This window comes from Curtobacterium sp. VKM Ac-1376, assembly GCF_015351025.1.
Classification (GTDB): Bacteria; Actinomycetota; Actinomycetes; order Actinomycetales; family Microbacteriaceae; genus Curtobacterium.
In genome coordinates, this window is record NZ_JADKRV010000002.1 from 316,675 (window position 1) to 343,294 (window position 26,620).

A 26,620-nucleotide genomic window follows, 5' to 3' on the forward strand; every position below is an offset into this window, starting at 1 on the left:
CGCCACGATCGCCCGGAACGCACGTGGTCCGGGCACGCTCCCCGGAGGAACCAACCCGTGACATCTCGCACCCGACAGGTCGTCCTCAGCGGCCTCGCGCTCCTCGGCACCGCCGCCGTCCTCGCTGGCTGCTCCGCAGCTCCGTCCGACACGGAGACCGCCAAGAAGACCGACTTCCGCCCCTGCATGGTCTCCGACGCCGGTGGCTTCGACGACAAGTCGTTCAACCAGCTCGGCTACGAGGGCATGAAGGACGCCGCCAAGGACCTCGGCGCCACCTACAAGGAGGCCGAGTCGAAGGACGCCACCGTCTACGACTCGAACATCGAGCAGCTCGTCGGCCAGAACTGCAACCTCATCGTGACCGTCGGCTTCAACCTCGCCGACGCCACGAAGAAGCAGGCCGCGGCGAACCCCGACACCGACTTCGCGATCATCGACGACAACTCGATCGACGCCAAGAACGTCAAGCCGATCACGTTCGACACCTCGCAGGCGGCGTTCCTCGCCGGCTACGCGGCCGCGTCGTACTCGAAGACCGGCGTCGTCGGCACCTTCGGTGGCATGCAGATCCCGACCGTCACCATCTTCATGGACGGCTTCGCGGACGGCGTGAAGTACTACAACGAGCAGAAGGACAAGAGCGTCAAGGTCGTCGGCTGGAACGTCGACACCGGCAAGGGCTCCTTCACCGGTGGCTTCGAGGCCGGCACGCAGGCGAAGTCGGTCGCGCAGACGCTGCTCGATCAGGACGCCGACGTGATCCTGCCCGTCGGTGGCCCGATCTACCAGTCGGCTGCTGAAGCGATCAAGGACGCCGACAACGGCTCCGTCCTGATCGGTGCGGACAGCGACCTCTACGAGGCCGACCCCCGCTACAAGGACATCGCCTTCACCTCGGTCGAGAAGGGCATGCGCCCGGCCGTGAAGGACGTCGTCGAGCAGGCTGCCGACGACAAGTTCTCGAAGACCCCGTACGTGGGCACGCTCGAGAACGACGGTGTCGGCATCGCGCCGTTCCACGACTACGAGTCGAAGGTCGACAAGGGCCTGCAGGGCGAGCTCGACGACATCAAGGCCGGCATCATCGACGGCTCGATCAAGGTCAAGACGCAGTCCTAACCCGATGAACGCGGGCGGGGGTTCCTCCCTCGCCCGCGTTCTCGTGCGCCCGCGTGGCGCGCGCGAGACAGAAATAGACTCCCGAACATGAAGCTCGAACTCCGCGGCATCACCAAGCGGTTCGGCGCCCTGGTCGCCAACGACCACATCTCGCTCACCGTCGAGCCAGGTGAGGTCCACTGCCTCCTCGGTGAGAACGGCGCCGGCAAGTCCACCCTGATGAACGTGCTCTACGGTCTGTACGACGCGGACGAGGGCGAGATCCTCCTCGACGACGTCGTCCAGGACTTCGACGGCCCCGGCGACGCCATGCGTGCGGGCATCGGCATGGTGCACCAGCACTTCATGCTCGTGCCCGTGTTCACGGTCGCCGAGAACGTCATGCTGGGGCAGGAACAGACCACCTTCGGCGGGCGGCTCGACCTGGCCGGTGCCCGCAAGCGCGTGCAGGAGATCTCCGACCGCTTCGGGTTCGACGTCGACCCCGACGCCAAGGTCGAGGACCTGCCCGTCGGCGTGCAGCAGCGCGTCGAGATCATCAAGGCGCTCTCCCGCGACGCCTCCGTGCTGGTGTTCGACGAGCCGACGGCCGTCCTCACCCCGCAGGAGACCGACGAGCTGATGGGCATCATGCGCCAGCTCCGCGAAGCCGGCACCGCGATCGTCTTCATCACCCACAAGCTCCGCGAGGTCCGCGAGGTCGCCGACCGCATCACCGTCATCCGGCTCGGCAAGGTCGTGGGCGAGGCCTCGCCCACCGCGACGAACAACGAACTCGCCGCGCTCATGGTCGGCCGCGCCGTCTCGCTCGTCGTCGACAAGGCACCGTCGACCGGCGGCGCGGACGCCCTGGTCGTCGAGAACCTGACCGTGACCGACCCGTCCGGCATCGTGCTCGTCGACGACGTCTCCTTCACGGTGCGCCGCGGCGAGGTCCTGGCGATCGCCGGGGTGCAGGGGAACGGGCAGACCGAGCTCACCGAGGCGATCATCGGCCTCGAGCCCGCGCACGCCGGCCGCGTCACCCTGGACGGCAAGGAACTCACCGGCCGCAGCGTCAAGCAGGTGCTCGACGCGGGCGTCGGCTTCGTGCCCGAGGACCGCAAGGAGGACGGCCTGGTCGGCGAGTTCACCATCGCCGAGAACCTCATGCTCGACCGGGCGGACCACGCCGAGTTCGTCCGCGCCGGCACCATCCGGTCGGCCGAGCGCGACGCCTTCGCCGACGCCAAGATCGCCGAGTTCGACATCCGCACGCCCGGTCGCACCACCGCGGCCGGCCGGCTGTCCGGCGGCAACCAGCAGAAGATCGTCCTCGCCCGCGAGCTGAGCCGTGAACTCCGTCTGTTCGTCGCCGCGCAGCCCACCCGCGGAATCGACGTCGGATCGATCGAGTTCGTCCACAAGCGCATCGTTGCCACCCGCGACACCGGTGTGCCGGTCATCGTCGTCTCCACCGAGCTCGACGAGGTCGTGGCCCTGGCCGACCGCATCGCCGTGATGTACCGCGGCGGCATCGTCGGCATCGTCCCCGCGACCACCCCCCGTGACGTCCTCGGCCTCATGATGGCCGGGGAGATCCCTGAAGGAACGGAGCTGGCCGCGTGACCGCGCAGGAACCAGACAACACGCAGCCCACGGTCGGCAACGCTGCGGACGCCCCGCTCACCGACGACCGTCTGCAGGAGGTCGAGTCGACCCCGCACCTGATGACGGACTCAGCGGAGGACACCGAGCGCCGCAACGGAGCCGGTGGTGACCGCTGGCAGGCCGCCCTGCAGGGGATCCTGAACGGGTCCGTGCTCGTCACGGTGCTCGCCGTCGTCCTGGCGCTGGTCGCATGCGGGGTCCTCATCGCCCTGACCGACGAGAACGTCCGTGCCACGGCCGGCTACTTCTTCGCTCGTCCGACCGACATGCTCCAGGCGATCGGCACCGCGGTCGGCGGCGCCTACGCCTCACTGTTCCAGGGCTCGGTGTTCAACTTCGGTGCCGACTCGTTCCAGCAGGCGATCGGGCCGCTCACCCGCTCCGTCGACTACGCCGTCCCGCTCGTCGTGGCCGGCCTCGGCGTCGCGCTCGCGTTCCGCGCCGGCCTGTTCAACATCGGCGGGCAGGGCCAGATCCTGATGGGGGCCGCCGCCGCCGGCTGGGTCGGGTTCTCGTTCGACCTGCCCGCAGCGATCCACATCCCCCTGACGATCGTCGCCGGCATCGTCGGCGGTGCGGTCTGGGGCGGCATCGTCGGGGTGCTCAAGGCCCGCACCGGGGCGCACGAGGTGATCGTCACGATCATGCTCAACTACGTCGCGCTCTACCTGGTCAGCTACCTGCTCCGCACCCCCGGTCTGCTGCAGGCACCGGGCAGCAGCAACCCGATCTCGCCCGCCACGAAGGACAGCGCGCTCCTGCCGCAGCTCTTCGGTGTGCGGTACGGCGTCGACCTCGGCTTCGTCGTCGCGATCCTCGCGGTCGTGGTCGTCTGGTGGCTCGTCAACAAGTCGTCCCTCGGCTTCCGCTTCCGCACCATCGGCGAGAACCCCCGTGCGGCCCGCGTCGCCGGCATGAGCGTCCCGTCGCTGACCATCTGGGTGATGCTCATCTCCGGTGCCCTCGTCGGCATCGCCGGTGCGTACCAGGTGCAGGGCGCGGTCACGACCGGCTTCACCTCGGGCATCGACGCCGGCATCGGCTTCGACGCGATCACCGTCGCGCTGCTCGGCCGCTCGAAGCCGTGGGGTGTGTTCTGGGCGGCGATCCTGTTCGGCGTCCTGAAGAACGGTGGGTACGCCATGCAGGCGGCCAACGGCATCCCGATCGACATCGTCGGCGTCATCCAGGCCCTCATCGTCCTCTTCATCGCGGCGCCGCCGCTCGTCCGCGCGATCTTCCGGATCCCGCAGCCGGGGGCACGCAAGCGCACGAAGACGAGCAAGAACAGCAGGAAGGCGGTCGCCGCATGAGCACCCTCAGCCCCACCGCGGCCCCCGCGTCGCCGCTCGCCGGTCGCCCCGTCGAGACCACCCGGAGCTGGAAGCTCCCGATCGGGTACGCCGTGTTCACGGTGCTCGCGGTCGTCTTCTTCGTCCTGCTCAGCCGGGCCGGCACCACGACGTTCCGGTTGGCGAACGCGGGTGACTTCGTCGCGCTGCCGGACGTCCCGCTGCCCGCGGCCCCGACCGGCTACGTCGTCGTGCTCCTGCTGGCGATCGCGACCGTCTACGCCTTCGTCGAGGTCCGGGCCTCGCGGCACGTCCCGCTCTGGGTGACGTCGGTGTTCGCGATCGTGTTCGTCGTCGGGTTCCTCACCTGGGCCGCGGCCGGCGCCACGGTCCCGCTGCCCGGCCTGCTCGTCGGTGCACTCGGCCTGAGTGTCCCGCTCGTGTTCGGTGCCCTCGGCGGCGTGATCTCCGAGCGCGTCGGCGTCGTCAACATCGCCATCGAGGGCCAGTTCCTCGCCGGCGCGTTCACCTCGGCACTCATCGCGTCCATCACCGGTTCCGCGTGGGTCGGCCTCGTCGGCGCGCTCATCGCGGGTGTGCTCGTGTCGTTCATCCTCGCGGCGTTCAGCATCAAGTACCTGGTCGACCAGGTCATCGTCGGTGTCGTCATCAACGCGTTCATCTCCGGCCTGACCGGCTTCCTGTACTCGCAGGTCCTGTCGCCGAACGAAGAGACGCTCAACATAGGCATCCGCTTCCCGCGGATCGAGATCCCGCTGCTCCACCAGATCCCGGTCATCGGCCCGGTGTTCTTCGAGCAGACCGTCGTCGTCTACCTGGCCTACATCGCGGTCGCGGTGGTCACCTTCGGGCTGTTCAAGACGCGCTGGGGCCTGCGCCTCCGCGCGGTCGGCGAGCACCCGCAGGCAGCGGACACGGTCGGCATCAACGTCACGAGCACCCGGTTCTGGAACGTCTCCCTCGCCGGTGCGATCGCCGGCCTCGGTGGTGCGTACTTCACGCTCGACGCGACCGGTGGCTTCACGAAGGACATGACCGCCGGAGCGGGCTACATCGCCCTGGCCGCGGTGATCTTCGGACGCTGGGACCCGATCAAGGCGACCCTCGCGGCGCTGCTGTTCGGCTTCGCGTCGAACCTGCAGAACACGCTCAGCGCGACGCAATCGCCCGTGCCGAGCGAGTTCCTGCTGATGCTGCCGTACGTGGTGACGATCTTCGCCGTGGCCGGCCTGGTCGGGCAGTCGCGTGGTCCCGCCGCGTCCGGCAAGCCCTACATCAAGAGCTAGTCCCGATCACACCGGCCTGGAGGCGCGGCACATGACCCACACGAACGCCCAGGGTGACCAGGGGGTCACCGCCACCGACCCGGCGGACGCCGCCACGGGCCTCCCGGTCGACGACGTGGACTGGGGCGCCCTGCGGGACGCCGCCACGGCCGCGATGCGGCGCGCCTACGCGCCGTACTCGTCGTTCCCGGTGGGTGCTGCGGCGCTCACCGACGACGGCCGGATCGTCTCCGGCTGCAACATCGAGAACGCGAGCTACGGGGTGACGCTCTGTGCCGAGTGCTCGCTCGTGTCGCAGCTGCACATGACCGGCGGCGGCAAGCTCGTCGCGTTCACGTGCGTCGACGGCGACGGGGCGACCCTGATGCCGTGCGGGCGCTGCCGACAGCTGCTGTTCGAGCACTCGACCGAGGGCATGCTCCTCGAGACCGTATCCGGCATCCGCACCATCGACGAGGTGCTGCCCGACGCGTTCGGACCGCGCACCCTCGCCACCTACCAGCAGGAGCACTGACATGGCCGTCGAGCCGTTCGACACCGTCGACCTCATCCGCACGAAGCGCTCCGGCGGCGCCCTGAGCACCGCCGAGGTGGACTGGCTCGTCGACGCGTACACGCGCGGCTACGTCGAGGACCCGCAGATGGCCGCGATGGCGATGGCGATCTTCCTGAACGGGATGGAGCGGCGTGAGATCAAGGACCTCACGCTCGCGATGATCGCGTCGGGGGAGCGGATGTCGTTCTCGTCGCTCGGCAAGACGACGGTCGACAAGCACTCCACCGGCGGTGTCGGCGACAAGATCACGCTGCCGCTCGCGCCCCTGGTGGCGTCGTTCGGCGTCGCGGTGCCGCAGCTGTCCGGTCGCGGCCTCGGCCACACCGGCGGCACGCTCGACAAGCTCGAGTCGATCCCCGGGTGGCAGGCATCGATCTCGAACGACCGCATGATGCAGGTGCTGCAGGACGTCGGCGCGGTCATCTGTGCGGCCGGCTCGGGCCTGGCACCGGCGGACAAGAAGCTCTACGCGCTCCGCGACATCACCGGCACCGTCGAGTGCATCCCGCTCATCGCGTCGAGCATCATGTCGAAGAAGATCGCCGAGGGCACCGGGGCGCTCGTGCTCGACGTCAAGTTCGGGTCCGGCGCGTTCATGCCGACGTACGAGGCATCGCGGGAACTCGCGCAGACGATGGTCGACCTCGGCAACGACGCCGGCGTCGCGACCTCGGCGCTGCTGACCGACATGGAGGTCCCGCTCGGGCTGACGATCGGCAACGCGCTCGAGGTGCGGGAGTCCGTCGAGGTGCTCGCGGGCGGCGGACCGGCCGACGTCGTCGAGCTGACCGTGGCGCTCGCGACCGAGATGCTCACGCTCGCCGGACTGCCCGACGCCGACCCGGCCGCGGCGCTCGCGGACGGTCGCGCGATGGACACCTGGCGTCGGATGATCGAGGCGCAGGGCGGGGACCCGTCCGCCGCGCTGCCCGTCGCCCGCGAACAGCACGTCGTCATCGCGCCGACGTCCGGGGTGCTCACACAGCAGGACGCGCTGCCGTTCGGCGTCTCGGCCTGGCGGCTCGGGGCCGGTCGTGCCCGTGCGCAGGACCCGGTGCAGGCCGGTGCGGGCATCGAGCTCCACGTCAAGCCGGGGGACACCGTGACCGAGGGCGAGCCGCTCTGGACGCTGCACTCCGACGACGCGTCGCGGATCCCGCGCGCGCTGGAGTCGCTCGAGGGCGCGTGGACCATCGGCCCGGAGGGCTCCGCTGCCGCGGTACGTGGGCCGATCGTGCGCGAGCGCATCGGGTCCTGAACCCGGCCACCCGACGAACCGGAGGCTCCCTGCACACCTGTGGGAAGCCTCCAGTGTCTTCCGTTGTGGGTTGTGCACAGGTGCCTGCGCGGCGGCGGTGACCACCGATAGCCTGGGGGCATGAGCGCCGACGCCCCGACCTACCGCCTGCCCGACGCCGGGGCGGTCATCAACGACCTGCCGAAGGTCTCGCTGCACGACCACCTCGACGGCGGTCTGCGTCCCGCGACCATCATCGAGCTCGCGGCCTCGGCGGGTGTGTCGCTCCCCACCACCGACCCGGCCGAGCTCGGGCAGTGGTTCGCCGACCAGTCGAACTCCGGTTCGCTCGTCGAGTACCTGAAGACGTTCGACGTCACCACGTCGGTCATGCAGACGGCCCCGCAGCTCACCCGCGTCGCGCGTGAGTTCGTCGAGGACCTGGTCGCCGACGGCGTCGTCTACGGCGAGGTCCGCTGGGCGCCGGAGCAGCACCTGCAGGGCGGGCTCACCCTCGACCAGACGGTCGAGGCGGTGCAGGCCGGCATCGAGGAAGCCGTCGACGCCGCCGGCGGGCGCATCCGCGTCGGCCAACTCGTCACCGCGATGCGACACGCCGACCGCTCGCTCGAGATCGCCGAACTCGCCGTCCGGCACCGTGACGCCGGAGTCGTCGGCTTCGACATCGCCGGTGCTGAGGCCGGGTTCCCCGCCTCGAAGCACCGCGCCGCCTTCGACCACCTGGCTTCGGAGCTGTTCCCCGTCACCGTGCACGCGGGCGAAGCCGACGGGCTCGCCTCCATCCGGTCCGCGCTCGTCGACGGCCGGGCGCTCCGCCTCGGGCACGGCGTCCGGATCTTCGAGGACGTCGCGCTCTCCGACGCCGGTGACGGCTCGACCCTGGCCTCCCTGGGCGAGGTCGCCTCGTGGGTCCGCGACCGCGAGATCCCGCTCGAGGTCTCGCCCTCGTCCAACCTGCAGACCGGCGCGATCGCCGCGTGGGGCGACGACCTGGCCGACCACCCGTTCGACGTGCTCTACCAGCTCGGGTTCCGGGTCACGGTGAACACGGACAACCGCCTGATGAGCCGGACCTCGCTGTCGAAGGAACTCGCGCTGCTCGCGGGGACGTTCGGCTACGACCTCGACGACCTCGCCGCGTTCCAGATCAACGCCGCCCTCGGGTCGTTCCTGCCGCTCGAGGACCGCGAGGAGATCATCGCCACCATCACGGCCGGGTACCAGGAGGCCTGACGCATGGGACTGCCGCCGCTGCCGGACACCGCCGTCGTCCTCGGTGCGGACGCGCCCGCGTGGCGTGACGCGATGCGCCTGGTCGGCGGTGCGCTCGTCGCCTCGGGCGCGACGAGCGACGAGTACACCGACGCCATGATCGGCATGGTCGAGGAGCACGGTCCGTACATCGTGATCTCACCCGGACTCGCGTTCGCGCACGCCCGCCCGGGCGGTTCGGTCGTGCGCGACGGTCTGGCGGTCGTGACGCTCGCATCGCCGGTGGCCTTCGGGCACCCGCACAACGACCCCGTGCGGGTCGTGCTGGGGCTCGCCGTGGCCGAGGTCGGCACGCACCTCGAGTCGATCGGCGAGATCGCGAACCTGTTCAACGACCCGACCGTCACGGGGCGGATCGCGGCCGCGGCCACGGCGGACGAGGTCCGCTCGATCATGGGGGTCTCGTCGTGAAGATCGTGACGATCTGCGGTGCCGGCATCGGCTCGAGCGGCATCCTCAAGGTGAACGCGGAGAAGGCGCTCGACACCCTCGGGCTGTCGGCATCGGTCGTGGCGGCGGACGTCGCCTCGGTGCGGGACGTCTCCGACGACGCCAACGTGATCCTCACGAGCCAGGAGTTCGTCGAGGCGATCGGGGACACCTACGCCGAGGTCATCGTCATCCGGAACCACTTCGACCAGGGCGAGATCACGGCGGCGGTGGACCGGGCGCTCGGGGAGCACTGAGGGCTTCGTCTGCCCTTTAGAGTTGGGGCATGAGCACCGAGAACCCGCTGAACGACCCCGCTGCCGACCCGTTCGAGGTCGCGCGGGCCGCCGCCGCCGTCATCGCCGAACAGTCCGGAATCGAGCAGCACGACATCGCCCTGACACTCGGTTCGGGCTGGGGCAAGGCCGCCGACATCATCGGCGAGACCGTGTCCGAGATCCCGGCGGACCAGGTGCCCGGGTTCAGCGCGTCGGCGGTGCCCGGACACTCCGGCACCATCCGCTCGATCCGCTTGGCCGACGGTCGGCACGCGCTCGTCATCGGCGCGCGCACGCACTACTACGAGGGCCACGGCGTCCGCCGGGTCGTGCACAGCGTCCGCACCGCCGCGGCGACGGGTGCCTCGATCATGGTGCTGACGAACGGTGCGGGTGGCATCAAGGAGCACTGGACCCCCGGTACGCCGGTGCTCATCAGCGACCACATCAACCTGACCGCGGACAGCCCGCTCGAGGGCGCGACGTTCATCGACCTGACGGACCTCTACTCGACCCGACTGCGCGACGTGGCCCGGTCCGTCGAACCCTCGCTGGACGAGGGCGTCTACACGCAGTTCCGCGGCCCGCACTACGAGACCCCGGCCGAGGTCCAGATGGCGAAGACCATCGGTGGCCACATCGTCGGCATGTCCACGGCGCTCGAGGCCATCGCCGCGCGCCAGGCCGGCATGGAGGTCATCGGGTTCTCGCTCATCACGAACCTCGCCGCGGGCATCCAGAAGACGCCGCTGTCGCACACCGAGGTGCTCGAGGCCGGCAAGCAGGCCGAGCCGGTGATCGCCGACCTCCTCGCGCGCGTGGTGACGGCACTCGGGCGGGCGGCATCGTGAAGCTCGACCTCGATCAGGTGCTCGGCACGGCGCGGGCGTGGCTCGCCCAGGACCCGGACCCGGAGACGCGCGACGAGCTCGCCGAGGCGATCGACGCGGCCGTCGACGGAGACGGTCCTGCTGTCCGGGCCCTCGCCGAGCGGTTCGACGGCCGGCTGCAGTTCGGGACCGCCGGACTCCGCGCCGAACTCGGCTGGGGTCCGCTGCGGATGAACCGCGTCGTCGTGACCCAGGCTGCGGCCGGACTCGCCCGGTTCCTCACCGACACCGGCCGGTCCCGCAGCGTCGTCATCGGCTACGACGGCCGGGTGAACTCCGACGTCTTCGCCCGTGACACTGGCGAGGTCATGCGCGGCCTCGGGCTCGAGGTCACGCTGCTGCCCTCGGCCCTGCCGACCCCGGTGCTCGCGTTCGCCGTGCGGCACCTCGACGTCGGCGCGGGCGTCATGGTCACCGCCAGCCACAACCCGCCGCGCGACAACGGGTACAAGGTCTACCTCGGGCAGGGCGACGAGGGGTCGCAGATCGTGCCGCCCGTCGACGGCCTCATCGCGGACGCCATCGCCGCCGTCGCCGCCGGTTCGATCGCGGACCTGCCACGCGGCACGGACTACACCGTCGCCTCGTCGGCGCTGTTGGACGCCTACGTGGCCGCGACAGCCGCGACCGTCCCGACCCCTGCCCTCGGGGTCGATGCGCAGCCGAAGGTCGTCTACACGGCCATGCACGGCGTCGGGTGGGAGACCGCACGGGCGGTGTTCGTCGCCGCCGGGTTCGCCGAACCCGCCGTCGTGCCGGAACAGATCCACCCGGACGGTGCGTTCCCGACCGTCTCGTTCCCGAACCCGGAGGAGCCCGGGGCGATGGACCTGTCCATCGCCCGCGGTGTTGCCGTCGGTGCGGACCTGGTGATCGCGAACGACCCCGATGCCGACCGGCTCGCGCTGGCGATCCCGAGCGTCTCGGACACAGGTGCTCCGACGTACCGCCGGCTGTCCGGCAACGAGGTGGGCTGGCTCCTGGGGTGGCGGGCTGCCGTCCGCGCGTCCGAGGCGGGCGCGACGGGTACCCTCGCAGCGTCGATCGTCTCGTCGCCGGCACTGGCTCGTGTCGCCGCCCGACACGGGCTGGAGTACCGAGACACCCTCACCGGCTTCAAGTGGGTCTCACGGGTGCCCGAGCTGCTGTTCGGGTACGAGGAAGCACTCGGGTACCTCGTCGACCCGTCGGTCGTCCGTGACAAGGACGGCATCTCGGCGGCACTCGCGCTGCTGTCGCTGGCGACGGACCTCACCGCCGCGGGGTCGTCGGTCGCCGACCAGCTCGACGCGTTCGCCGCTGAGTTCGGAGCGTTCGCGTCCGGCCAGGTCGCGACCCGCGTGGACGAACTGTCGCGCATCGGGGAGATCATGGCCTCCCTGCGGTCCGCGCCGCCGGCGTCGCTCGGCGGGCTGGACGTGCTCGCGGTGACGGACTACTCGGAGGGTGTCGAGGGCTTCCCGCCGTCGGACATCCTGCGCTACGACCTGTCCGGCGACGCCCGGGTCATCGTCCGCCCGAGCGGCACCGAGCCCAAGGTCAAGGTCTACATCGACACCGTCGCGGACGCCCCGGCCGAGGCCCAGCGTCTCGTCGACGCCCTCGCCGCGTCGGTGCGCCCCCTGGTCTCGTAGCGCGGCGGCCGGCCCGCCCGCAACCAGGTTCCGGACACAGCACCGCGCATCTTCGCGGTGCTGTGTCCGTTCCGCAGTTTCGCGTCGGGCCGGTACCGCTCCACAACGGCAACAGGTCGGCTGGTTCTCCACAGCGCCCGGGTGATCGTGCCGCAAGCGGCCGCCGGGACGACACGCTGTCCCGATGGAACGCCTCACGCTCATGACGACACCGGTGGACAGCGCAACGGCTCGGAGCATGCGGCGCAGAACGGAGCGGGGCGAGTTCCTCCGCATCGGCCACGGCGTGTCGACGCCCGCCCAGGCGTTCCGCGATGCGTCGGAGCCGGCTCGTCACCGTGCCCGGATCGACGCCGTCCTCGCAGCCTCCCGTCCGGGTCTGATCGTGTCGCACGCGTCGGCCGTCGTCATGCACGGGCTGCCCTGGTTCGGGCCACTCCCGGATCGTGTGGTCCTCAGCGATCTCACGCGCGACCGCGCGCAGCGGCTGCGGTTCAGCGACAAGGTGCCGGCGCGTGGTCGAGACGTGGCGACCGTGCTGATCGACGGGGTCGAGACGACGGACCTGGTGACGACGGCCATCGACGTTTCGCTCCGATCTGACCGGGGCCATGCCCTGGTCGTCCTCGACGCGGTGCTCCGACGAGGGGTCGATCGTCGCGACCTGCTGGCCGAACTCGAATCGCGACCGACACGCCGCGGCGTCCAGCGGGTCCGAGCGCTCCTCGAACTCGCGGATGGTCGGATCGAGTCCGTCGGTGAGAGCCTCGCGCTGTTGGTGATGCACGATCTCGGGTTGCCGCGGCCGGAGCTGCAACACGAGTTCTCCGTTGACGGCCGATGCGTTGCGCGGGTCGACTTCTGGTTTCCCGAGCACGGGGTGGTCGTGGAGTTCGACGGACTCGTCAAGTACCGGGCCGGCGATGTCCGGGGCGCGCGGACGGCAGAGGCGGTGGTGATCGCGGAGAAGCGACGAGAAGACGCGGTGCGTTCGGTGCCGTCGGTCCGGAATGTCGCGAGGCTGATCTGGCGGGAAGTCCTTCCGGGAGGAGATGCTCCGTCCACGCTCCGGAGGTCCGGACTCCCGGTCCCAATGGCGAGCCGCACAACGCCGACGTGGTGACGCACCGTGGAACGGACACAGCACCGCGCAGATGCACGGTGCTGTGTCCGGAACCTGGTTCCGCGGAAAGAAGGCCCGGGCTACGCGATCTCGAGCAGCACGTGCCCGGACGAGACCGTCTGGCCGACGGGGGCGTTCAAGCCGGTCACGACGCCGTCCTTGTGGGCCTGCACGGGCTGCTCCATCTTCATCGCCTCGAGCACGACGAGCAGGTCGCCCTTCACCACGGTGTCACCCTCGGCGACCGCGAGCTTGACCACGGTGGCCTGCATCGGCGACGCGACGGACGACCCGGTCTTCGCGATGCTCCCGCGGACAGCCGACGAGCGGCGCTTGGGGGGAGCGGTCGGACCGGCGGGGCGACGGCCGGCAGCACCGGAACCAGCACCACCACCGACGATCGACGGCATGGTGACCTCGATGCGCTTGCCCTGCACCTCGACGACGACGGAGTCGCGCGGCGTCGGCTCCGGAAGCGACTCGGGTGAGCCGCTCCACGCCGGGATGTCGTTGTCGAACTCGGTCTCGATCCACTGCGTGTAGATGCTGAACGGGACGTCGTCCGGTGTCGCGAACGCCGGGTCCGAGACCACCGCGCGGTGGAAGGGCAGCACGGTCGGCAGGCCGGTGACCTCGAACTCGGCCAGCGCACGACGGGAACGCTCGAGCGCCTCGGCACGCGTGGCACCGGTGACGATCAGCTTCGCGAGCATCGAGTCGAAGGACCCGGACACGACGTCGCCGGACACGACGCCGGAGTCGACGCGGACGCCCGGGCCCGACGGTGCGTTGAAGGCGTGGACAGGGCCCGGCGCTGGGAAGAAGTTGCGACCCGGGTCCTCGCCGTTGATGCGGAACTCGAAGGAGTGGCCGCGCGGCGTCGGGTCGTCGTAGTCGAGCACGCCGCCCTCGGCGATGCGGAACTGCTCGCGCACCAGGTCGATGCCGGTGATCTCCTCGGAGACGCAGTGCTCGACCTGCAGGCGGGTGTTCACCTCGAGGAAGGACACGGTGCCGTCGGCGCCGATGAGGAACTCGCAGGTACCGGCGCCGAGGTAGCCGACCTCGCGCAGGATCGCCTTCGATGACTCGTACAGCGCGGTCTGCTGCGCCTCGGTCAAGTACGGCGCCGGTGCCTCTTCGACGAGCTTCTGGTGCCGACGCTGCAGCGAGCAGTCGCGGGTGGACACCACGACGACGTTGCCGTGGGCGTCGGCGAGGCACTGGGTCTCGACGTGGCGCGGCTTGTCGAGGTACTTCTCGACGAAGCACTCGCCCCGACCGAACGCGGCGATGGCCTCACGCGTTGCCGATTCGAACTGCGACTCGATCTCGTCGCGGGTGCGGGCGACCTTCAGGCCGCGACCGCCACCACCGAAGGCCGCCTTGATGGCGACGGGCAGACCGACCGCATCGGCGAACGCGACGACCTCGGACACGTCCTGCACGGGTTCGATGGTGCCGGGGGCGAGCGGCGCGCCCACCTTCTCGGCGACGTGACGCGCGGAGACCTTGTCACCGAGCCGCTCGATCGACTCCGGCGAGGGGCCGATCCAGATCAGCCCGGCGTCGATGACGGCACGGGCGAAGTCGGCGTTCTCGGCGAGGAACCCGTAGCCGGGGTGCACGGCGTCCGCGCCGGAGCGGCGGGCGACCGAGATGATCTTGTCGATCACGAGGTACGTGTCGGCGCTCGTGGTGCCGTTCAGCGCGTAGGCCTCGTCGGCGAGGCGCGCGTGCAGGGCGTCACGGTCCTGGTCGGCGTAGACCGCGACCGAGGCCTTGCCCGCGTCGCGGGCCGCGCGGATGATGCGGACGGCGATCTCGCCGCGGTTCGCGATGAGGACCTTGCTGATGCGGGGCATGACACATCAGCGTATTCGTGCGGCGGGAGTGCGTTTTGACCGGCGCCCACAAAGAACCACCGCAAAGAGGTGCGGATGTCTACAGCGACCACAGATCCTGCCAGGCGATGCCGAAGCCCCGGAGCAGCATCGAGCGCAGCATCGGCAGGGACATCCCGATCACCGCGGACGGAGCGCCGTCGATGCGCGTGATGTACGCGGCGGCCCGTCCGTCGATGGTGAACGCGCCGGCGACCTCGAGCGGTTCGCCGGTCGCGACGTACGCGTCGATCTCGTCGGCGGACACGTCCTCGGCGAAGGTGAGCACCGCGCTGTCGACCGCGACCACGCGGTCGCCGTCGGCAGCCAGGGCCGACCCGCCGGGCGCGACGTCCCCCAGCGACGGAACGTCGGCTGGTGACGTGACCAGGGGGCGGACGGGAGGCACGGTGCCGGCCGGTGCCGTCCCTCCCGTCCGTCCCGTTGCCGGGTCCAGACCGCGGCGACGGTCGATGACGCAGTGGCCGCTCCACAGCGTGCCGCCACCGGCGGCGAGCATCTGCCGCCAGCGCTCCCGAGCGACGTCGGGGTCGTGCGGCTTGCCGTACAGCCGCCCGTCGACCTCGAAGGCGGAGTCGCCGCCGAACACCACGCCGTCGACGGGTGACCCGGCGACGGCGGAGTCGGCGACGGCGGACGCCTTGGCGACGGCGAGGAGCGAGACGAGTTCCGGACCGGTCAGGTCGCGGCCGAGCACGGCTGCCGCTGCAGCCCCGACGGCGTCCTCGTCGACCCCGGGCGAGACGAGCACCGGTTCGATCCCCGACTGGGCGAGGAGTGCTCGGCGGGCGGGGGATGTACTCGCGAGGTACAGACGCATGGGACCATCTCACCATGGGTGAATCCGTCGGCACGCTGCTCGAACTCGACGTCACCGGGATCGCCCACGGCGGTATCTCGGTGGCGCGGCACGAAGGCCGGGTGGTCTTCGTCTCGGACGCGATCCCCGGGGAGCGCGTCGTCGCCCGGGTGACCGAGGACCGCAAGAAGTCGTTCTGGCGCGCCGACACGGTCAGCGTCGTGACGCCGAGCGAGCACCGCGTCGACCATGTCTGGGCCGAGGCCGCGCTCGACCGTGACCCGGAGACGCGCCCGGGCGGTGCCGAGTTCGGACACATCGCCCTGCCCCACCAGCGCACGCTGAAGCACGACGTGCTCGTCGACTCGTTCGCGCGGTTCGCCCACCTGGACCTGGCGGAGGTGCTCGGCCACGACGTCGTCGTCGAGTCCGCCCCCGGCGACGACGCGGCGAACGGCCTGGGCTGGCGCACCCGCGTCCGCCTGCACGTGGACGAGCAGGGCACCGCGGGCCCGTTCGCCGCGCGCTCGCACTCGGTGATCCCCGTGACGAGCCTGCCGCTCGCGACCGCGGTCGTGCAGCAGAGCGCCCCGCTCGGTCGCGGCGTCATGCCCGGCTCGTCGGTGATCGACGTCCTCGCCCCGAGCGGTTCCGAGGGGGCGCGACTCGTCATCGACGAGCAGAAGCCCACCGTGGTGACCGAGGTTGTCGGGGAGCGCACGTTCCAGGTCGACGACAACGGTTTCTGGCAGGTGCACCGGGCCGCGGCCGCCGTGCTGACCGAGGCTGTGCAGGACCTCGTCGATCGTGACCGCCTCGACCCCGAGGGCACCCACCTCGACCTGTACGGCGGTGTGGGGCTGCTCGCCGCCGCACTCGGCGACCTCGTCGGCCCGAAGGCGCGCATCACGAGCGTCGAGAGTGCCGGACGTGCCACCGAGCACGCGCAGGAGAACCTGTCCGAGTGGCTCGGCGCCCGCGCCGAGACCGGCCGTGTCGACCGCTGGTTGTCCACGACCGTGGCGAACGCCTCCCGCGCCGAGAAGGACCGTCTCCGCGCCGGCACGATCGTGCTCGACCCGCCGCGCGCCGGTGCGGGGCGGGACGTCGTCGTGCAGATCGCGGCGCTGCAGCCGGAGCAGGTCGTCTACGTGGCGTGCGACCCGGTGGCGCTGGCCCGCGACGTGGCGACCTTCGCGGACCTGGGGTACCGGCTGGAGGCGCTGCGGGGGTTCGACCTGTTCCCGCACACGCACCACCTGGAGGCCGTCGCGCGCCTCACGCCGACGCGCTGACTCCGATCTGCACGGCCTGCTGCACGACAGCTGTTGCCTGGCCTGGTCCCCACCGATCGGCGACCGGCCCGCGTGGCGGACCGGACATGCCCCGCGCCTGAGTCCGGCCTGGGTATCCTGAGTCGTTGATGGCACGTCGGTTTCAGGGGCTGGCGTCGCGCATCGGAACGAGAGGCCACTGTGGCAGCAGGAACGACACCCACCAGCAGCGAGACGTCGGGGGCGGCCACCAGGCCGGTCCGGGTCGCGATCGTCGACGACCACGAGTCCGTCCGACTCGGGATCCAGGCGGCGTGCCAGAACGAGGGGTTCGAGGTGGTGCTCACTGCCGCGAGCGTCCCCGAGTACGTCCAGGACCTCGACGGGCGAGAGGTCGACGTCGTCGTCCTCGACCTGTCCCTCGGCGACGGCTCGACCGTCACCGAGAACGTCAAGGGCGTGCAGGGAACCGGTTCGGCGGTGCTCGTGCACTCGATCGCGGACCGGGTCGCCAACGTCCGTGAGGCGCTCGCAGCAGGGGCTGCCGGCGTCATCCCGAAGTCCTCGGCCACCAAGACCGTGATGGCCGCGGTCGCGACGGTCGCCCGCGGTGACGTGCTCAACAACCTCGAGTGGGCGAGCGCCATCGACGCCGACCGCGACTTCGCGAAGGCGCAGCTCGGCCGTCGCGAGCGCGAGATCCTGCACCTCTACGCATCGGGTCTCCCGCTCAAGCTCGCCGCGCAGCAGCTCGGCATCGGGTACTCGACTGCCCGTGAGTACCTCGACCGCATCCGCGTGAAGTACGTCGAGGTCGGCCGTCCAGCCCCGACGAAGGTGGACCTGCTGCGTCGTGCGGTCGAGGACGGGATCCTCCCCGGGCTCGACTCCGGCATCGACCCGGACCAGGACGGCCGTTGACCCGGCCCGCGCGCCGGTGACGAGCGACTGACACGTGCGCAACGAGGAACGGACGCCACGGGAGACGGTGACGGAGACGCTGGCGGGGGACGGGCTCGCGCCGTTCGGGGCGGATCCGTCGCGAGCCGTGCGGGCGACGATCACCCAGGCCTCGATGGAGCGGGTGTTCTCGATCCTGCTCGCCGTCGCGGTGATCGGGTTCGGCGTGGCCGACGCGCCCGCGGTGCTCGCGCAGCTGCCGTACCTGCATCCGGTCTGGGGGCCGGTGTCGGCGATCACGGTCGCCGCGTCGTTCCTGTTCGTCAGTGCGTCGGCGATCGTGCCGCGCCTGGCCCAGCCGGCGCAGATCCTGTGCGCGCTGGTCTTCCTCGTCGCGCTCGTGACCTGGCCGTTCACGGTCCAGGGCGCGTTGCCCGACGATCAGGTGCCGTGGCCGTGGTGGCTGTGCAACGTCGGGACCATCGCCGCGGCGCTCGGGCTCGCGACCTGGCGCGCCACCCTCTACAACGCGGTGGTGCCGACGGTATTCATCCTGATCCGCCTGAGTCCGGCCGGTGGCGAGGCCGGCGTCACCCGGGCGCTCCTCGACGGCGTGTACACGGCCATCCTCGGTGGCGCCGCGCTGGTGCTCATCGTGACGCTGCGACGTGCGGCCGCCGCGGTCGACAACGCGCAGGCCACGGCCGTGCGACGGTACTCGGCGGCCATCCGTGAGCACGCCACCGAGGTCGAGCGGGTGCAGGTCGACGCCATCGTGCACGACAGCGTCCTGACGACGCTCCTGTCCGCCGCGCGAGCCGACACGCTCGAGGCCAGGACGCTCTCCGCTCGGATGGCCCGGAATGCGATCGACCACCTGGCCGCCGCCGCCGATGCTCCCGAGGAGGTCGCGCCCGTGCGGGTGGTCGACCTCCGCCGTCGGATCGCCGCGTCCGTGTCGGGGCTCGGCGCCCCGCTGACGGTCGCCAGGGCTGCGCCCGGATCGGACGCGGTGTCGCTGCCCGCGGCCGCGGCCGACGCGCTGGCCTCCGCCGCGGTGCAGGCCGCGGTGAACAGCGTCCAGCACGCCGGAGCGGACGTCGGACGCTGGGTCACGATCGAGCACGACGCCGACGGTGCCGTGCGGGTCGAGGTCGGCGACGACGGTGCCGGTTTCGACGTGCGGACGATCCCCCCGGAGCGCCTCGGCGTGCGGCGGTCGATCATCGAACGGATGTCCGCGGTCGGCGGGGCAGCGGAGATCCGGACCGCCCCCGGTGCGGGGACGACCATCGCGCTCACCTGGCCGGCGCCGGCACCAGCACCGGAACCCCGATCTGCGCCCGCGGCCCAGGGAGGCATCGCATGAGGGTCTCCGCCCCCGCGAGCATGGCGAGGGGACTCGCCGCGCTCTTCTCCGTCTACCACCTGGTGCTCGCGTTCACGACGCTGCCGAGGGTCACCGACGTCGGTCCGGTCGTGGCGTGCATGGTCCTGTACGCGGCGGCGACCGCCATGGCCCTCCTGGTCAGGGGAGCGGTGCTGCCGGTGTGGCTGACGTGCTTCTGCCTGGCCACCGCCGTGGTGATGCCCATCGTCGCGGCACCCGTCGTCGAGCTCGGCGACGCTCCGGGCTACGCGACGTGGTGGGTTGCCGCCGTGGGCACGCTCATGGTGATCCTCGTCGTCCGGCAGCGGATGCCGTTCGCCTGGGTCGGCGTGCTGTTCCTCGCAGTCCACACCGTCGGCTGGGCCGGCCTCGACGCCCTCGGGTCCCTCGGCGTGCTGGGCAGCGTCGTCTGGGTGGCGGTCGGGACTGCCTTCGCCTCGGCGATGAACCGTGCGACGCGCGTCACCCGCGACTTCGTCCGCGCCGAGCAGGAGACCGCCGACTGGCAGGCCGCCCAGGACGCCCACGTGTACGAGCGGCAGTTCCGGCTGAGCCAGACCACCCGCATGGCACTGCCGATGCTGCAGCGGATCATCGACTCCTGCGGCGACCTCGACGAGGTGGACCGTGCCGAGTGCCTGCACCTCGAACAGGCCATCCGTGACGAGATCCGCGGGCGTTCGCTCCTGTCGGACGACGTTCGCGACGAGGTGATGCGCCTCCGTCGCCGCGGAGCGACCGTGCAGCTGCACGACGACGGGGGACTCGACGACCTCGACGCACCGGACATCCGTCGCATCCACGCCCGCGTCGCCGAGGCGCTCCGACAGGCTCGCGACGCCGACAACGTCATCGTCCGCACCGTCAGCGAGGGGTCCGACTCCGCGGTCACCGTCGTCGGGCTGCGGCTCGACGGGGCGGCGAGTGAGTCCGCGGCGCTCGGGGCCGGCCCGGACGACGACGACGGTGACGACGACGACTCGGTCGCGCTCTGGCTCGAGATCCCGCGGCACGAACGCACGTAGCGCGCCGGGCTCGGCGGGGCCGCGCGCGTGGTGCTGTCCGGGGCGGGTCCCGACGTGATGGGGGACAGCCGGGAGGCCCGTGGCGGGGCCGGCACGGGCCTCCCGGCCGTCCCGTGGTCGTGTGTCGAGGGCTGTGGGCGCGCGGAAGCGACCATGTCGGTGTCGTACGACTCCGACGTGTCGATCCGCGGCGGTACCGGCAGCGGCAGGCACACGCCAGCACGGCGCCGGAACGGGGAACGGGCCGGTCGGAATCCGACCGGCCCGTTCACGACCCGAGGCTGAGCGACAACCCGAATGTCGCCCTGCCTCGCAGCGGACGGTGGCTTCGTACCCTAGTCGGCCACCGACCTGCGATGTCTTTCGCTGAAGGACACCGAACACCACCTACTATGCCCACCCCCGAGCCGCGTGTCAGTCGTCATTATGGGGGACAATTCCGGCATCTTCGGTCCACATCGACGAATCATGCCCCCCGATCGAGGGGAGACCGACCGGAAAGTGCTCCCTGCAACCACGCGGACCGGGCAGCAGCGAGGGGTACATCAGCGGAGCGATCGTCCCCAGGAACCCGGTCCGTGCTGGAGCGGGCGACGCAACCCGCGCGCCGAGACGTCCCAGCCCGTGCGGGGCCGGTCGACCACGGCGGCGCGACCGGCGACCGCGGCCTCGTCGGTCTGGCGCTGGAGGACGGCGACGACGGCGGCGAGTTCCTCGGGGGTCGGCTCGCCGGCGACCACCCGGACGTCCGCCACCGAGGTCGGCTCGTCCGAGGGCACGGCTGCTGCGTGGCGGCCCATCAGAGGGGGATGTTCCCGTGCTTCTTCGGCGGCAGGGTCGCGCGCTTGCCGCGCAGGGACCGGAGGGCCTTGATGACCGAGACACGCGTGGCGTGCGGCTGGATGATGCCGTCGAGCTCGCCGCGCTCGGCCGCCAGGTACGGCGACGCGACGTTGTACGTGTACTCGTTCGCGAGCTTGGTGCGCACGGCGGCGACGTCCTCGCCGGACTCCTCGGCGCGCTTGATCTCGGCGCGGTACAGGATGTTGACGGCGCCCTGGCCGCCCATGACGGCGATCTCGGCGGTCGGCCAGGCCAGGTTGATGTCGGCGCCGAGCTGCTTCGAGCCCATCACGATGTACGCGCCGCCGTAGGCCTTGCGTGTGATGACGGTGACGAGCGGGACGGTGGCCTCGGCGTAGGCGTACAGCAGCTTCGCGCCGCGGCGGATGACCCCGGTCCACTCCTGGTCGGTGCCGGGCAGGTAGCCGGGCACGTCGACGAGGGTCAGGATCGGGACCCCGAACGCGTCGCAGAACCGCACGAAGCGTGCGGCCTTCTCGCCGGCGTCGATGTTCAGTGTGCCGGCCATCGCCTGCGGCTGGTTCGCGATGATGCCGACGGTACGGCCCTCGACCCGGCCGAAGCCGATGAGGATGTTCGGCGCGAAGAGCGGCTGGACCTCGAGGAACTCCCCGTCGTCGACGATGTGCTCGATGATCGTCGTGACGTCGTACGGCTGGTTCGTCGAGTCCGGGATCACGACGTCGAGCTCGTGGTCGGCGTCGGTGGTCTCGAGCTCGGGCAGGACGTCGTAGGCCGGGGGGTCGGACAGGTTGTTGTCCGGCAGGAACCCGATGAGCGAGCGCGCGTAGTCGAGCGCGTCGGTCTCGTCCTCGGCCAGGTAGTGGGCGACGCCGGACACCGCGTTGTGGGTCTGGGCGCCGCCGAGCTCCTCGAAGCCGACGTCCTCGCCGGTGACGGTCTTGATGACGTCGGGGCCGGTGACGAACATGTGGCTGGTCTTGTCGACCATGATCACGAAGTCGGTCAGGGCGGGGGAGTACACCGCACCGCCGGCAGCCGGACCCATGACGATGGAGAGCTGCGGGATGACGCCGGACGCCTGGGTGTTCAGGCGGAAGATCTCGCCGTACTTGCCGAGCGCGACCACCCCTTCCTGGATCCGGGCGCCGCCGGAGTCGAGGATGCCGATGATCGGCACGCCCGTCTTCAGCGCGTGCTGCATCACCTTGATGATCTTCTCGCCGGCGACCTCGCCGAGCGACCCGCCGAAGACGGTGAAGTCCTGCGCGTACACGGCGACGTTCCGACCGTGGATCGTGCCGACACCGGTGACGACCGCGTCACCGTAGGGGCGCTTGGCGTCCATGCCGAACGACGTGGTGCGGTGGCGGACGAACTCGTCGAACTCCACGAAGGAGTTGTCGTCGAGCAGCTGCTCGATGCGTTCGCGCGCGGTGCCCTTGCCCTTCGCGTGCTGCTTGGCGATGGCGGATTCGCCCGCGGCGGTCACGGCCTCGTGGTACCGGTCGCGGAGGTCGGCGAGTCGGCCGGCCGTCGTCGACAGATCGGGGGTGTCTCCAGAAGTCACCCGCTCACCCTACCGGCGGCCGGGACGGCACCGGTTGGAGGACCCCCACGGTTCCTGCCCGTACATTTGCGTGCATGTCCACATCCCCGTCGCCGTCGTTCTCCGCCACCAGCGAGGCGGTCCGGTCGGCGGGCGCGACGATCACCACCCCGGCCGAGACCGGTTCCACGAACGCCGACCTGCTCGCGGTTGCCACCGAGCAGCAGCACGGCAGCGTCGTCGCGACCCTGCACCAGACCGCGGGGCGCGGACGGCTGAACCGGACCTGGACCGCACCGGCCGGCGAGACGCTGGCCGCGAGCCTGCTCGTCCGCGCCGACCTCGACGACCACGACCGCGGCTGGTTGCCCCTCGTCGCGGGTACGGCCATGCGCGACGCGATCGTGGCGGTGCTGCCCGTCGGAGCCGAAGTGCTCGTGAAGTGGCCGAACGACGTCCAGATCGCCGGCGAGAAGGTGTGCGGCATCCTCTGCCAGGTCGGCGTCGACGGCAGCGTCGTGGTCGGCGCCGGCGTGAACCTGACGATCCCCGCCGACCGGCTGCCGACCCCGACGTCCACGTCGCTCCTCGTCGCGGGCGCCGCCGATGACGCACCCGCCCTGGCCGACGCGGTCCTGTCCGCTTTCCTGCGGTCCGTCCTGGAGGCGGTGGCCGGCCTGGTCACGGGTGGTCCCGCCGCCGAGTCGGTCCGGTCCCGCGTCCGCGCCGCGTGCAGCACGATCGGTCGCCGCATCCGCCTCGAGCTTCCGGACGGCACGGTGGAGGAAGCCGAGGCCACCGGCATCGACGACGGCGGCCGGATCACGATCCGGGACCGAGCGGGGGCCTCCAGGGGCGTCGCGGTGGGGGACGTCACCCACCTGCGGTATGCATGACGGCATGACCGCCGAGCCCCCGCCCGAACGCGTCGTCGCACGCCTGCGACCGCACGCGCGTCGGCTCGTGCGCCCGGCGGTGTTCGTCGTGCTCGTCACCGCGGCGGGCGGCTTCGGCTTCGGCGTGTTCCAGGCGCAGCTGGCCTGGTTGAACGCCGTCGTCGCCGTGGTCGTCGTGGTGCTCGTGGTGTTCGGCGGTGCGGTCCCGCTGTTCCGGTGGATGTCCGAGCGGTACGTCGTCACCACCCGCAGACTGGTCGTGGTGAACGGTCTCGGCACCCGGACCCGACGCGAGCTCCTGCACTCCCGCGGCTACGACGTCACCGTGCGGCGGCGCGGGCTGCAGGGACTGTTCCGCTCCGGCGACGTGCTCGTGTTCCCGGGCGACGACCCGGCCGTGGTGCTCGCGGACGTGCCGCACGCCGATCTGGTGGTCGCCGTCCTGCACGACCTGGTCGAGGCGTACGAGGCCCGTCGCCGGCACCGCGAGCCCGACTGGGACGAGATCGTGGGCGGTCCGGACCGGCCGCCCTGGGGGGACGTCCGGGCCTGAGACCCGAGTTCCGCGACACCCTGCTGCGGGTGCCGCCGTGAGACTTCGGCCAGAAACCGGTACCGTCTTCGACGTGCGTATCTCTGTCATCGGCTGCGGCTACCTCGGTGCCGTCCATGCCGCCTCAATGGCCAAGCTCGGACACGAGGTCGTCGCTGTGGACGTCGACCCGGTCAAGATCGAGCGGCTCGCCGCGGGCGAGGCCCCCTTCTTCGAACCCGGGCTCCCCGAGATCCTGACCGAGGCCCTCGAGTCCGGTCGGATCCGCTTCACGACGGACATGGCCGAGGTGGCCGGCGCCCGCGTCCACTTCCTGGCCGTCGGCACGCCACAGGGCCCGACCGGTGCCGCGGACCTGACATACGTCAACGCCGCGGTCGCCGCGCTCACCCCGCACCTGTCCGCGGGCGAGTTCGTCGTCGGCAAGTCGACGGTGCCGGTCGGCACCGCCGCGCGGCTCGCCGCCGAGGTGTCCGAGGTCGTCCCCGGTGCGACGCTCGTCTGGAACCCTGAGTTCCTGCGCGAGGGCTTCGCCGTGCAGGACACCATCGCCCCCGACCGCTTCGTCTACGGCGTGCCCGAGGGTGCGGCCGGCCAGCAGGCCGTCGCCGCGCTCGACGAGGTCTACGCCGAGGCGCTGTCCACCGGCACACCCAGGCTCGTCGTCAACCTGCCCACCGCCGAACTCGTGAAGATCAGCGCGAACGCGTTCCTCGCGACGAAGATCTCGTTCATCAACTCGATGGCCGAGATCGCCGAGGTCGCCGGCGCCGACGTCACCGCGCTCGCCGACGCCATCGGCCACGACGCCCGCATCGGCCGCAAGTTCCTGAACGCCGGTCTCGGCTTCGGTGGCGGCTGCCTGCCCAAGGACATCCGGGCCTTCCAGGCGCGGGCGAACGAGCTCGGCGTCGGGGAGTCCCTCGCGTTCCTGGCCGACGTCGACGCCACCAACCTCCGTCGTCGTGCGCACGTGGTCGAGCTCGCACAGGAGCTGCTCGGCGGCGTCGTCACCGGCAAGCGCGTCGCGGTGCTCGGCCTGGCGTTCAAGCCGAACTCGGACGACGTCCGCGACTCGCCGGCCCTCGACATCGCTGCCCGCCTGCAGGAGCTCGGCGCCGTCGTCTCGGCGTACGACCCGGAGGCCGTCGTCACCGCCCGCCGCGTGCACCCGGAGCTCGACTACGTCGAGAGCTCCGCCGAGGCCCTCGGCGGTGCCGACCTGGTGCTCGTGCTCACCGAGTGGACCGAGTTCCGCGAACTCGACGCCACCGCTGCGGCAGCGCTCGTCGCGACGCCGATCGTCATCGACGGCCGCAACTGCCTCGACCGCGACGCATGGACCGCCGCGGGCTTCACGTACCGCGGCATGGGCCGCTAGACCGGACGCCACCGGGCGCCCCGCGCCCACCCGACACGACAGGAGGCCCGGTGCCGGTCCGAGGGCCCGGCACCGGGCCGCCTGTGCGTCGTACCGGGCCGCTCCGTCAGCGGATCGCCGCGCGGAGCACGGCGCGGTAGCGCTCGCCGATCCGCTCGGTGGAGAACTCCGCCGCCGACACCACGGCCTGCTCCTGGTAGCGCGTGCGGGCGCCGTCGTCGGCGAGCACACGCTGCAGGGCGGCCCGCAGCGCCGGGACGTCACCGGGGGGCACCAGGACGCCGCTGTGGTCGTCCTGCACGACGTCGCGGATGCCGGGCAGGTCGCTCGCCACGATGGCGGCACCGACGGCAGCGGCCTCGAGCAGGGTGACCGGAAGCCCCTCCTGGTCGCCGTTCGCGGCCGGGATCGACGGCACGGCGACGACCGTGGCCGCCGCGAGGGTCTCGAGCACCTCGCTGCGCCCGCGCTGACCGAGGAAGGTCACCGGTAGCCCGGCGGCCTGCTGCTCGAGCTGCGCGCGGTAGGGGCCGTCCCCGACGACCGTGAGCCGCCACGGGACCTCGGCGCCGAGCCCGCGCAGTGCGTCGATGAGGTTGCCGAAGCCCTTCTTCTCGACGAGCCGGCCGACGGCCACCACGTGGTGCTCCTGCGCGGGCACACGGGCGCGGGTGTCGCGGGCGGGACCGAGGTCGACCCCCATCGGGATCACCGTCGACCGAGACTCCGGAACGCCCCACTCGGTCAGCCGCTCACGCATCTCGGAGTTCACCGTCGTGACGTGCGCCGAACGTGCGAAGATCCACCGCTTCAGGCGGACCAGGGGCGCCGCACGGAGCGCGTAGACGTCACCGCCGTGGGTCGTGACCACGACGGGGACGCCGGGGGCCGCGAGCGTCGCGACGAGTGCCTGCGGGATGGCCCAGTGCGCGTGGATGACGTCGGGCTTCGCGGAGCGCACCACGCGGCGCACCGCCAGGTACTGCGCGAGCACGAGCGCCGGCACCTGCACGATGCGCGAGCGGCGCTCCTTGAGGTTGTCGAGGATCGCACCGTCGGCCAGGTCCTCGAAGCGGCGAGGGAAGTACGGGTACCGCCGGACGGCCACGTCGCCGAGGCGTTCCTTCGCGGCACCACCGGGCACGCGCGGGGTGAGCACGAGCGTGTCGAACTCGGTCGCCTCCTGGTGCGCGAGGTCGAGCACGAACGCGGGGACGCCGTCGTCCGGCCGGGCCGGGAACGTCGAGCCCAGGACGAGCAAGCGGGGGCGGTCCTGGTGGGAGCGGGTGGAGCGGGTGGTGCGGGACATCGTG

Annotated in this window: 24 protein-coding genes; 19 read left to right on the plus strand and 5 right to left on the minus strand. The window is 71.3% G+C overall.

Annotation, left to right across the window (positions count from 1 at the left end; genetic code table 11):
- Positions 1 to 57 precede the first annotated feature (57 nt).
- The 12 genes from ITJ56_RS04470 to ITJ56_RS04525 all read left to right on the plus strand — a co-directional run bounded on the left by ITJ56_RS04470 (position 58) and on the right by ITJ56_RS04525 (position 12,811).
- Positions 58 to 1,122: a BMP family lipoprotein gene (locus tag ITJ56_RS04470; RefSeq protein WP_123681416.1), complete on the plus strand. Its 1,065-nt coding sequence runs from the start codon at positions 58 to 60 to the stop codon at positions 1,120 to 1,122.
- 87 nt (positions 1,123 to 1,209) lie between these two features.
- Positions 1,210 to 2,730 (plus strand): ABC transporter ATP-binding protein, encoded by a 1,521-nt coding sequence (locus tag ITJ56_RS04475; protein ID WP_194628054.1) that lies wholly within the window; start codon positions 1,210 to 1,212, stop codon positions 2,728 to 2,730.
- Entirely contained in the window at positions 2,727 to 4,085 is a 1,359-nt protein-coding gene (locus ITJ56_RS04480) for an ABC transporter permease (protein ID WP_194628056.1), read from the plus strand. Before ITJ56_RS04475 ends, ITJ56_RS04480 begins: the two co-directional genes overlap by 4 nt.
- Complete coding sequence (locus tag ITJ56_RS04485) at positions 4,082 to 5,371, plus strand: ABC transporter permease (RefSeq protein ID WP_194628058.1); 1,290 nt, start codon at positions 4,082 to 4,084, stop codon at positions 5,369 to 5,371. The genes ITJ56_RS04480 and ITJ56_RS04485 overlap by 4 nt, the downstream gene beginning before the upstream one ends.
- A 31-nt stretch (positions 5,372 to 5,402) precedes the next feature.
- Positions 5,403 to 5,885, plus strand: a complete 483-nt coding sequence (locus ITJ56_RS04490) for a cytidine deaminase (protein WP_194628060.1) — start codon at positions 5,403 to 5,405, stop codon at positions 5,883 to 5,885.
- Position 5,886: 1 nt separating this feature from the next.
- Complete coding sequence (locus tag ITJ56_RS04495; protein WP_194628063.1) at positions 5,887 to 7,185, plus strand: thymidine phosphorylase; 1,299 nt, start codon at positions 5,887 to 5,889, stop codon at positions 7,183 to 7,185.
- A 120-nt stretch (positions 7,186 to 7,305) separates the two neighbouring features.
- Positions 7,306 to 8,418: an adenosine deaminase gene (locus tag ITJ56_RS04500; RefSeq protein WP_194628064.1), complete on the plus strand. Its 1,113-nt coding sequence runs from the start codon at positions 7,306 to 7,308 to the stop codon at positions 8,416 to 8,418.
- A gap of 3 nt (positions 8,419 to 8,421) precedes the next feature.
- Complete coding sequence (locus ITJ56_RS04505; protein WP_194628066.1) at positions 8,422 to 8,868, plus strand: PTS sugar transporter subunit IIA; 447 nt, start codon at positions 8,422 to 8,424, stop codon at positions 8,866 to 8,868.
- Positions 8,865 to 9,143: a PTS sugar transporter subunit IIB gene (locus ITJ56_RS04510; RefSeq protein WP_194628067.1), complete on the plus strand. Its 279-nt coding sequence runs from the start codon at positions 8,865 to 8,867 to the stop codon at positions 9,141 to 9,143. The genes ITJ56_RS04505 and ITJ56_RS04510 overlap by 4 nt, the downstream gene beginning before the upstream one ends.
- A 29-nt stretch (positions 9,144 to 9,172) precedes the next feature.
- Positions 9,173 to 10,015, plus strand: coding sequence for a purine-nucleoside phosphorylase (locus ITJ56_RS04515; protein WP_194628068.1), 843 nt, complete (start codon positions 9,173 to 9,175; stop codon positions 10,013 to 10,015).
- Positions 10,012 to 11,688 (plus strand): phospho-sugar mutase, encoded by a 1,677-nt coding sequence (locus ITJ56_RS04520; protein WP_194628069.1) that lies wholly within the window; start codon positions 10,012 to 10,014, stop codon positions 11,686 to 11,688. Before ITJ56_RS04515 ends, ITJ56_RS04520 begins: the two co-directional genes overlap by 4 nt.
- A 448-nt stretch (positions 11,689 to 12,136) precedes the next feature.
- Positions 12,137 to 12,811 (plus strand): hypothetical protein, encoded by a 675-nt coding sequence (locus ITJ56_RS04525; protein WP_194628070.1) that lies wholly within the window; start codon positions 12,137 to 12,139, stop codon positions 12,809 to 12,811.
- Between the two features lie 80 nt (positions 12,812 to 12,891).
- Here the strand turns inward: ITJ56_RS04525 and ITJ56_RS04530 are convergent, their stop codons facing one another.
- Both ITJ56_RS04530 and ITJ56_RS04535 read right to left on the minus strand, forming a co-directional pair.
- Positions 12,892 to 14,676 carry a biotin carboxylase N-terminal domain-containing protein gene (locus tag ITJ56_RS04530; RefSeq protein ID WP_194628071.1) on the minus strand — a complete coding sequence of 595 codons (1,785 nt, stop codon included), beginning with the start codon at positions 14,674 to 14,676 and terminating at the stop codon, positions 12,892 to 12,894.
- A gap of 79 nt (positions 14,677 to 14,755) precedes the next feature.
- Positions 14,756 to 15,535 (minus strand): Maf family protein, encoded by a 780-nt coding sequence (locus ITJ56_RS04535; RefSeq protein WP_194628072.1) that lies wholly within the window; start codon positions 15,533 to 15,535, stop codon positions 14,756 to 14,758.
- Positions 15,536 to 15,549: 14 nt separating this feature from the next.
- On the opposite strand from ITJ56_RS04535, the gene ITJ56_RS04540 reads away from it, so the two are divergent.
- The 4 genes from ITJ56_RS04540 to ITJ56_RS04555 all read left to right on the plus strand — a co-directional run bounded on the left by ITJ56_RS04540 (position 15,550) and on the right by ITJ56_RS04555 (position 20,103).
- On the plus strand, positions 15,550 to 16,809 hold the full coding sequence (locus tag ITJ56_RS04540; protein ID WP_194628073.1) for a class I SAM-dependent RNA methyltransferase: 1,260 nt from the start codon (positions 15,550 to 15,552) through the stop codon (positions 16,807 to 16,809).
- A 180-nt stretch (positions 16,810 to 16,989) separates the two neighbouring features.
- The gene (locus tag ITJ56_RS04545) at positions 16,990 to 17,709 is read left to right on the plus strand and encodes a response regulator (RefSeq protein ID WP_194628074.1); all 720 of its coding nucleotides are present in this window, start codon (positions 16,990 to 16,992) and stop codon (positions 17,707 to 17,709) included.
- A gap of 67 nt (positions 17,710 to 17,776) precedes the next feature.
- Positions 17,777 to 19,057 (plus strand): sensor histidine kinase, encoded by a 1,281-nt coding sequence (locus ITJ56_RS04550; protein WP_194628075.1) that lies wholly within the window; start codon positions 17,777 to 17,779, stop codon positions 19,055 to 19,057.
- Positions 19,054 to 20,103, plus strand: a complete 1,050-nt coding sequence (locus ITJ56_RS04555; protein ID WP_194628076.1) for a hypothetical protein — start codon at positions 19,054 to 19,056, stop codon at positions 20,101 to 20,103. Before ITJ56_RS04550 ends, ITJ56_RS04555 begins: the two co-directional genes overlap by 4 nt.
- Positions 20,104 to 20,648: 545 nt before the next feature.
- Here ITJ56_RS04555 and ITJ56_RS04560 read toward each other — a convergent pair.
- Together ITJ56_RS04560 and ITJ56_RS04565 are read right to left on the minus strand one after the other, a co-directional pair.
- Positions 20,649 to 20,903 carry an acyl-CoA carboxylase subunit epsilon gene (locus tag ITJ56_RS04560; RefSeq protein ID WP_194628077.1) on the minus strand — a complete coding sequence of 85 codons (255 nt, stop codon included), beginning with the start codon at positions 20,901 to 20,903 and terminating at the stop codon, positions 20,649 to 20,651.
- Positions 20,903 to 22,498, minus strand: a complete 1,596-nt coding sequence (locus tag ITJ56_RS04565; RefSeq protein ID WP_194628078.1) for an acyl-CoA carboxylase subunit beta — start codon at positions 22,496 to 22,498, stop codon at positions 20,903 to 20,905. Before ITJ56_RS04565 ends, ITJ56_RS04560 begins: the two co-directional genes overlap by 1 nt.
- A 74-nt stretch (positions 22,499 to 22,572) precedes the next feature.
- Here ITJ56_RS04565 and ITJ56_RS04570 point away from each other — a divergent pair, with 74 nt between their 5' ends.
- From ITJ56_RS04570 to ITJ56_RS04580, 3 genes are all read left to right on the plus strand, one after another.
- Positions 22,573 to 23,373 carry a biotin--[acetyl-CoA-carboxylase] ligase gene (locus ITJ56_RS04570; RefSeq protein WP_194628079.1) on the plus strand — a complete coding sequence of 267 codons (801 nt, stop codon included), beginning with the start codon at positions 22,573 to 22,575 and terminating at the stop codon, positions 23,371 to 23,373.
- 4 nt (positions 23,374 to 23,377) lie between these two features.
- Positions 23,378 to 23,926 (plus strand): PH domain-containing protein, encoded by a 549-nt coding sequence (locus ITJ56_RS04575; RefSeq protein ID WP_194628082.1) that lies wholly within the window; start codon positions 23,378 to 23,380, stop codon positions 23,924 to 23,926.
- Between the two features lie 73 nt (positions 23,927 to 23,999).
- Positions 24,000 to 25,307 carry a UDP-glucose dehydrogenase family protein gene (locus tag ITJ56_RS04580; protein ID WP_194628084.1) on the plus strand — a complete coding sequence of 436 codons (1,308 nt, stop codon included), beginning with the start codon at positions 24,000 to 24,002 and terminating at the stop codon, positions 25,305 to 25,307.
- A 106-nt stretch (positions 25,308 to 25,413) separates the two neighbouring features.
- Here the strand turns inward: ITJ56_RS04580 and ITJ56_RS04585 are convergent, their stop codons facing one another.
- Positions 25,414 to 26,616: a glycosyltransferase gene (locus ITJ56_RS04585; protein WP_194628086.1), complete on the minus strand. Its 1,203-nt coding sequence runs from the start codon at positions 26,614 to 26,616 to the stop codon at positions 25,414 to 25,416.
- Positions 26,617 to 26,620: the final 4 nt, after the last annotated feature.

Excerpts from the sequence above, each read along its gene's own strand:
- ITJ56_RS04475 (WP_194628054.1), top strand. The coding sequence starts at position 1,210 with ATGAAGCTCGAACTCCGCGGCATCACCAAGCGGTTCGGCGCCCTGGTC.
- ITJ56_RS04485 (WP_194628058.1), top strand. The coding sequence starts at position 4,082 with ATGAGCACCCTCAGCCCCACCGCGGCCCCCGCGTCGCCGCTCGCCGGT.
- ITJ56_RS04490 (WP_194628060.1), top strand. The coding sequence starts at position 5,403 with ATGACCCACACGAACGCCCAGGGTGACCAGGGGGTCACCGCCACCGAC.
- ITJ56_RS04495 (WP_194628063.1), top strand. The coding sequence starts at position 5,887 with ATGGCCGTCGAGCCGTTCGACACCGTCGACCTCATCCGCACGAAGCGC.
- ITJ56_RS04500 (WP_194628064.1), top strand. The coding sequence starts at position 7,306 with ATGAGCGCCGACGCCCCGACCTACCGCCTGCCCGACGCCGGGGCGGTC.
- ITJ56_RS04505 (WP_194628066.1), top strand. The coding sequence starts at position 8,422 with ATGGGACTGCCGCCGCTGCCGGACACCGCCGTCGTCCTCGGTGCGGAC.
- ITJ56_RS04515 (WP_194628068.1), top strand. The coding sequence starts at position 9,173 with ATGAGCACCGAGAACCCGCTGAACGACCCCGCTGCCGACCCGTTCGAG.
- ITJ56_RS04530 (WP_194628071.1), bottom strand. The coding sequence starts at position 14,676 with ATGCCCCGCATCAGCAAGGTCCTCATCGCGAACCGCGGCGAGATCGCC.
- ITJ56_RS04535 (WP_194628072.1), bottom strand. The coding sequence starts at position 15,535 with ATGCGTCTGTACCTCGCGAGTACATCCCCCGCCCGCCGAGCACTCCTC.
- ITJ56_RS04540 (WP_194628073.1), top strand. The coding sequence starts at position 15,550 with ATGGGTGAATCCGTCGGCACGCTGCTCGAACTCGACGTCACCGGGATC.
- ITJ56_RS04555 (WP_194628076.1), top strand. The coding sequence starts at position 19,054 with ATGAGGGTCTCCGCCCCCGCGAGCATGGCGAGGGGACTCGCCGCGCTC.
- ITJ56_RS04560 (WP_194628077.1), bottom strand. The coding sequence starts at position 20,903 with ATGGGCCGCCACGCAGCAGCCGTGCCCTCGGACGAGCCGACCTCGGTG.
- ITJ56_RS04570 (WP_194628079.1), top strand. The coding sequence starts at position 22,573 with ATGTCCACATCCCCGTCGCCGTCGTTCTCCGCCACCAGCGAGGCGGTC.
- ITJ56_RS04575 (WP_194628082.1), top strand. The coding sequence starts at position 23,378 with ATGACCGCCGAGCCCCCGCCCGAACGCGTCGTCGCACGCCTGCGACCG.
- ITJ56_RS04585 (WP_194628086.1), bottom strand. The coding sequence starts at position 26,616 with ATGTCCCGCACCACCCGCTCCACCCGCTCCCACCAGGACCGCCCCCGC.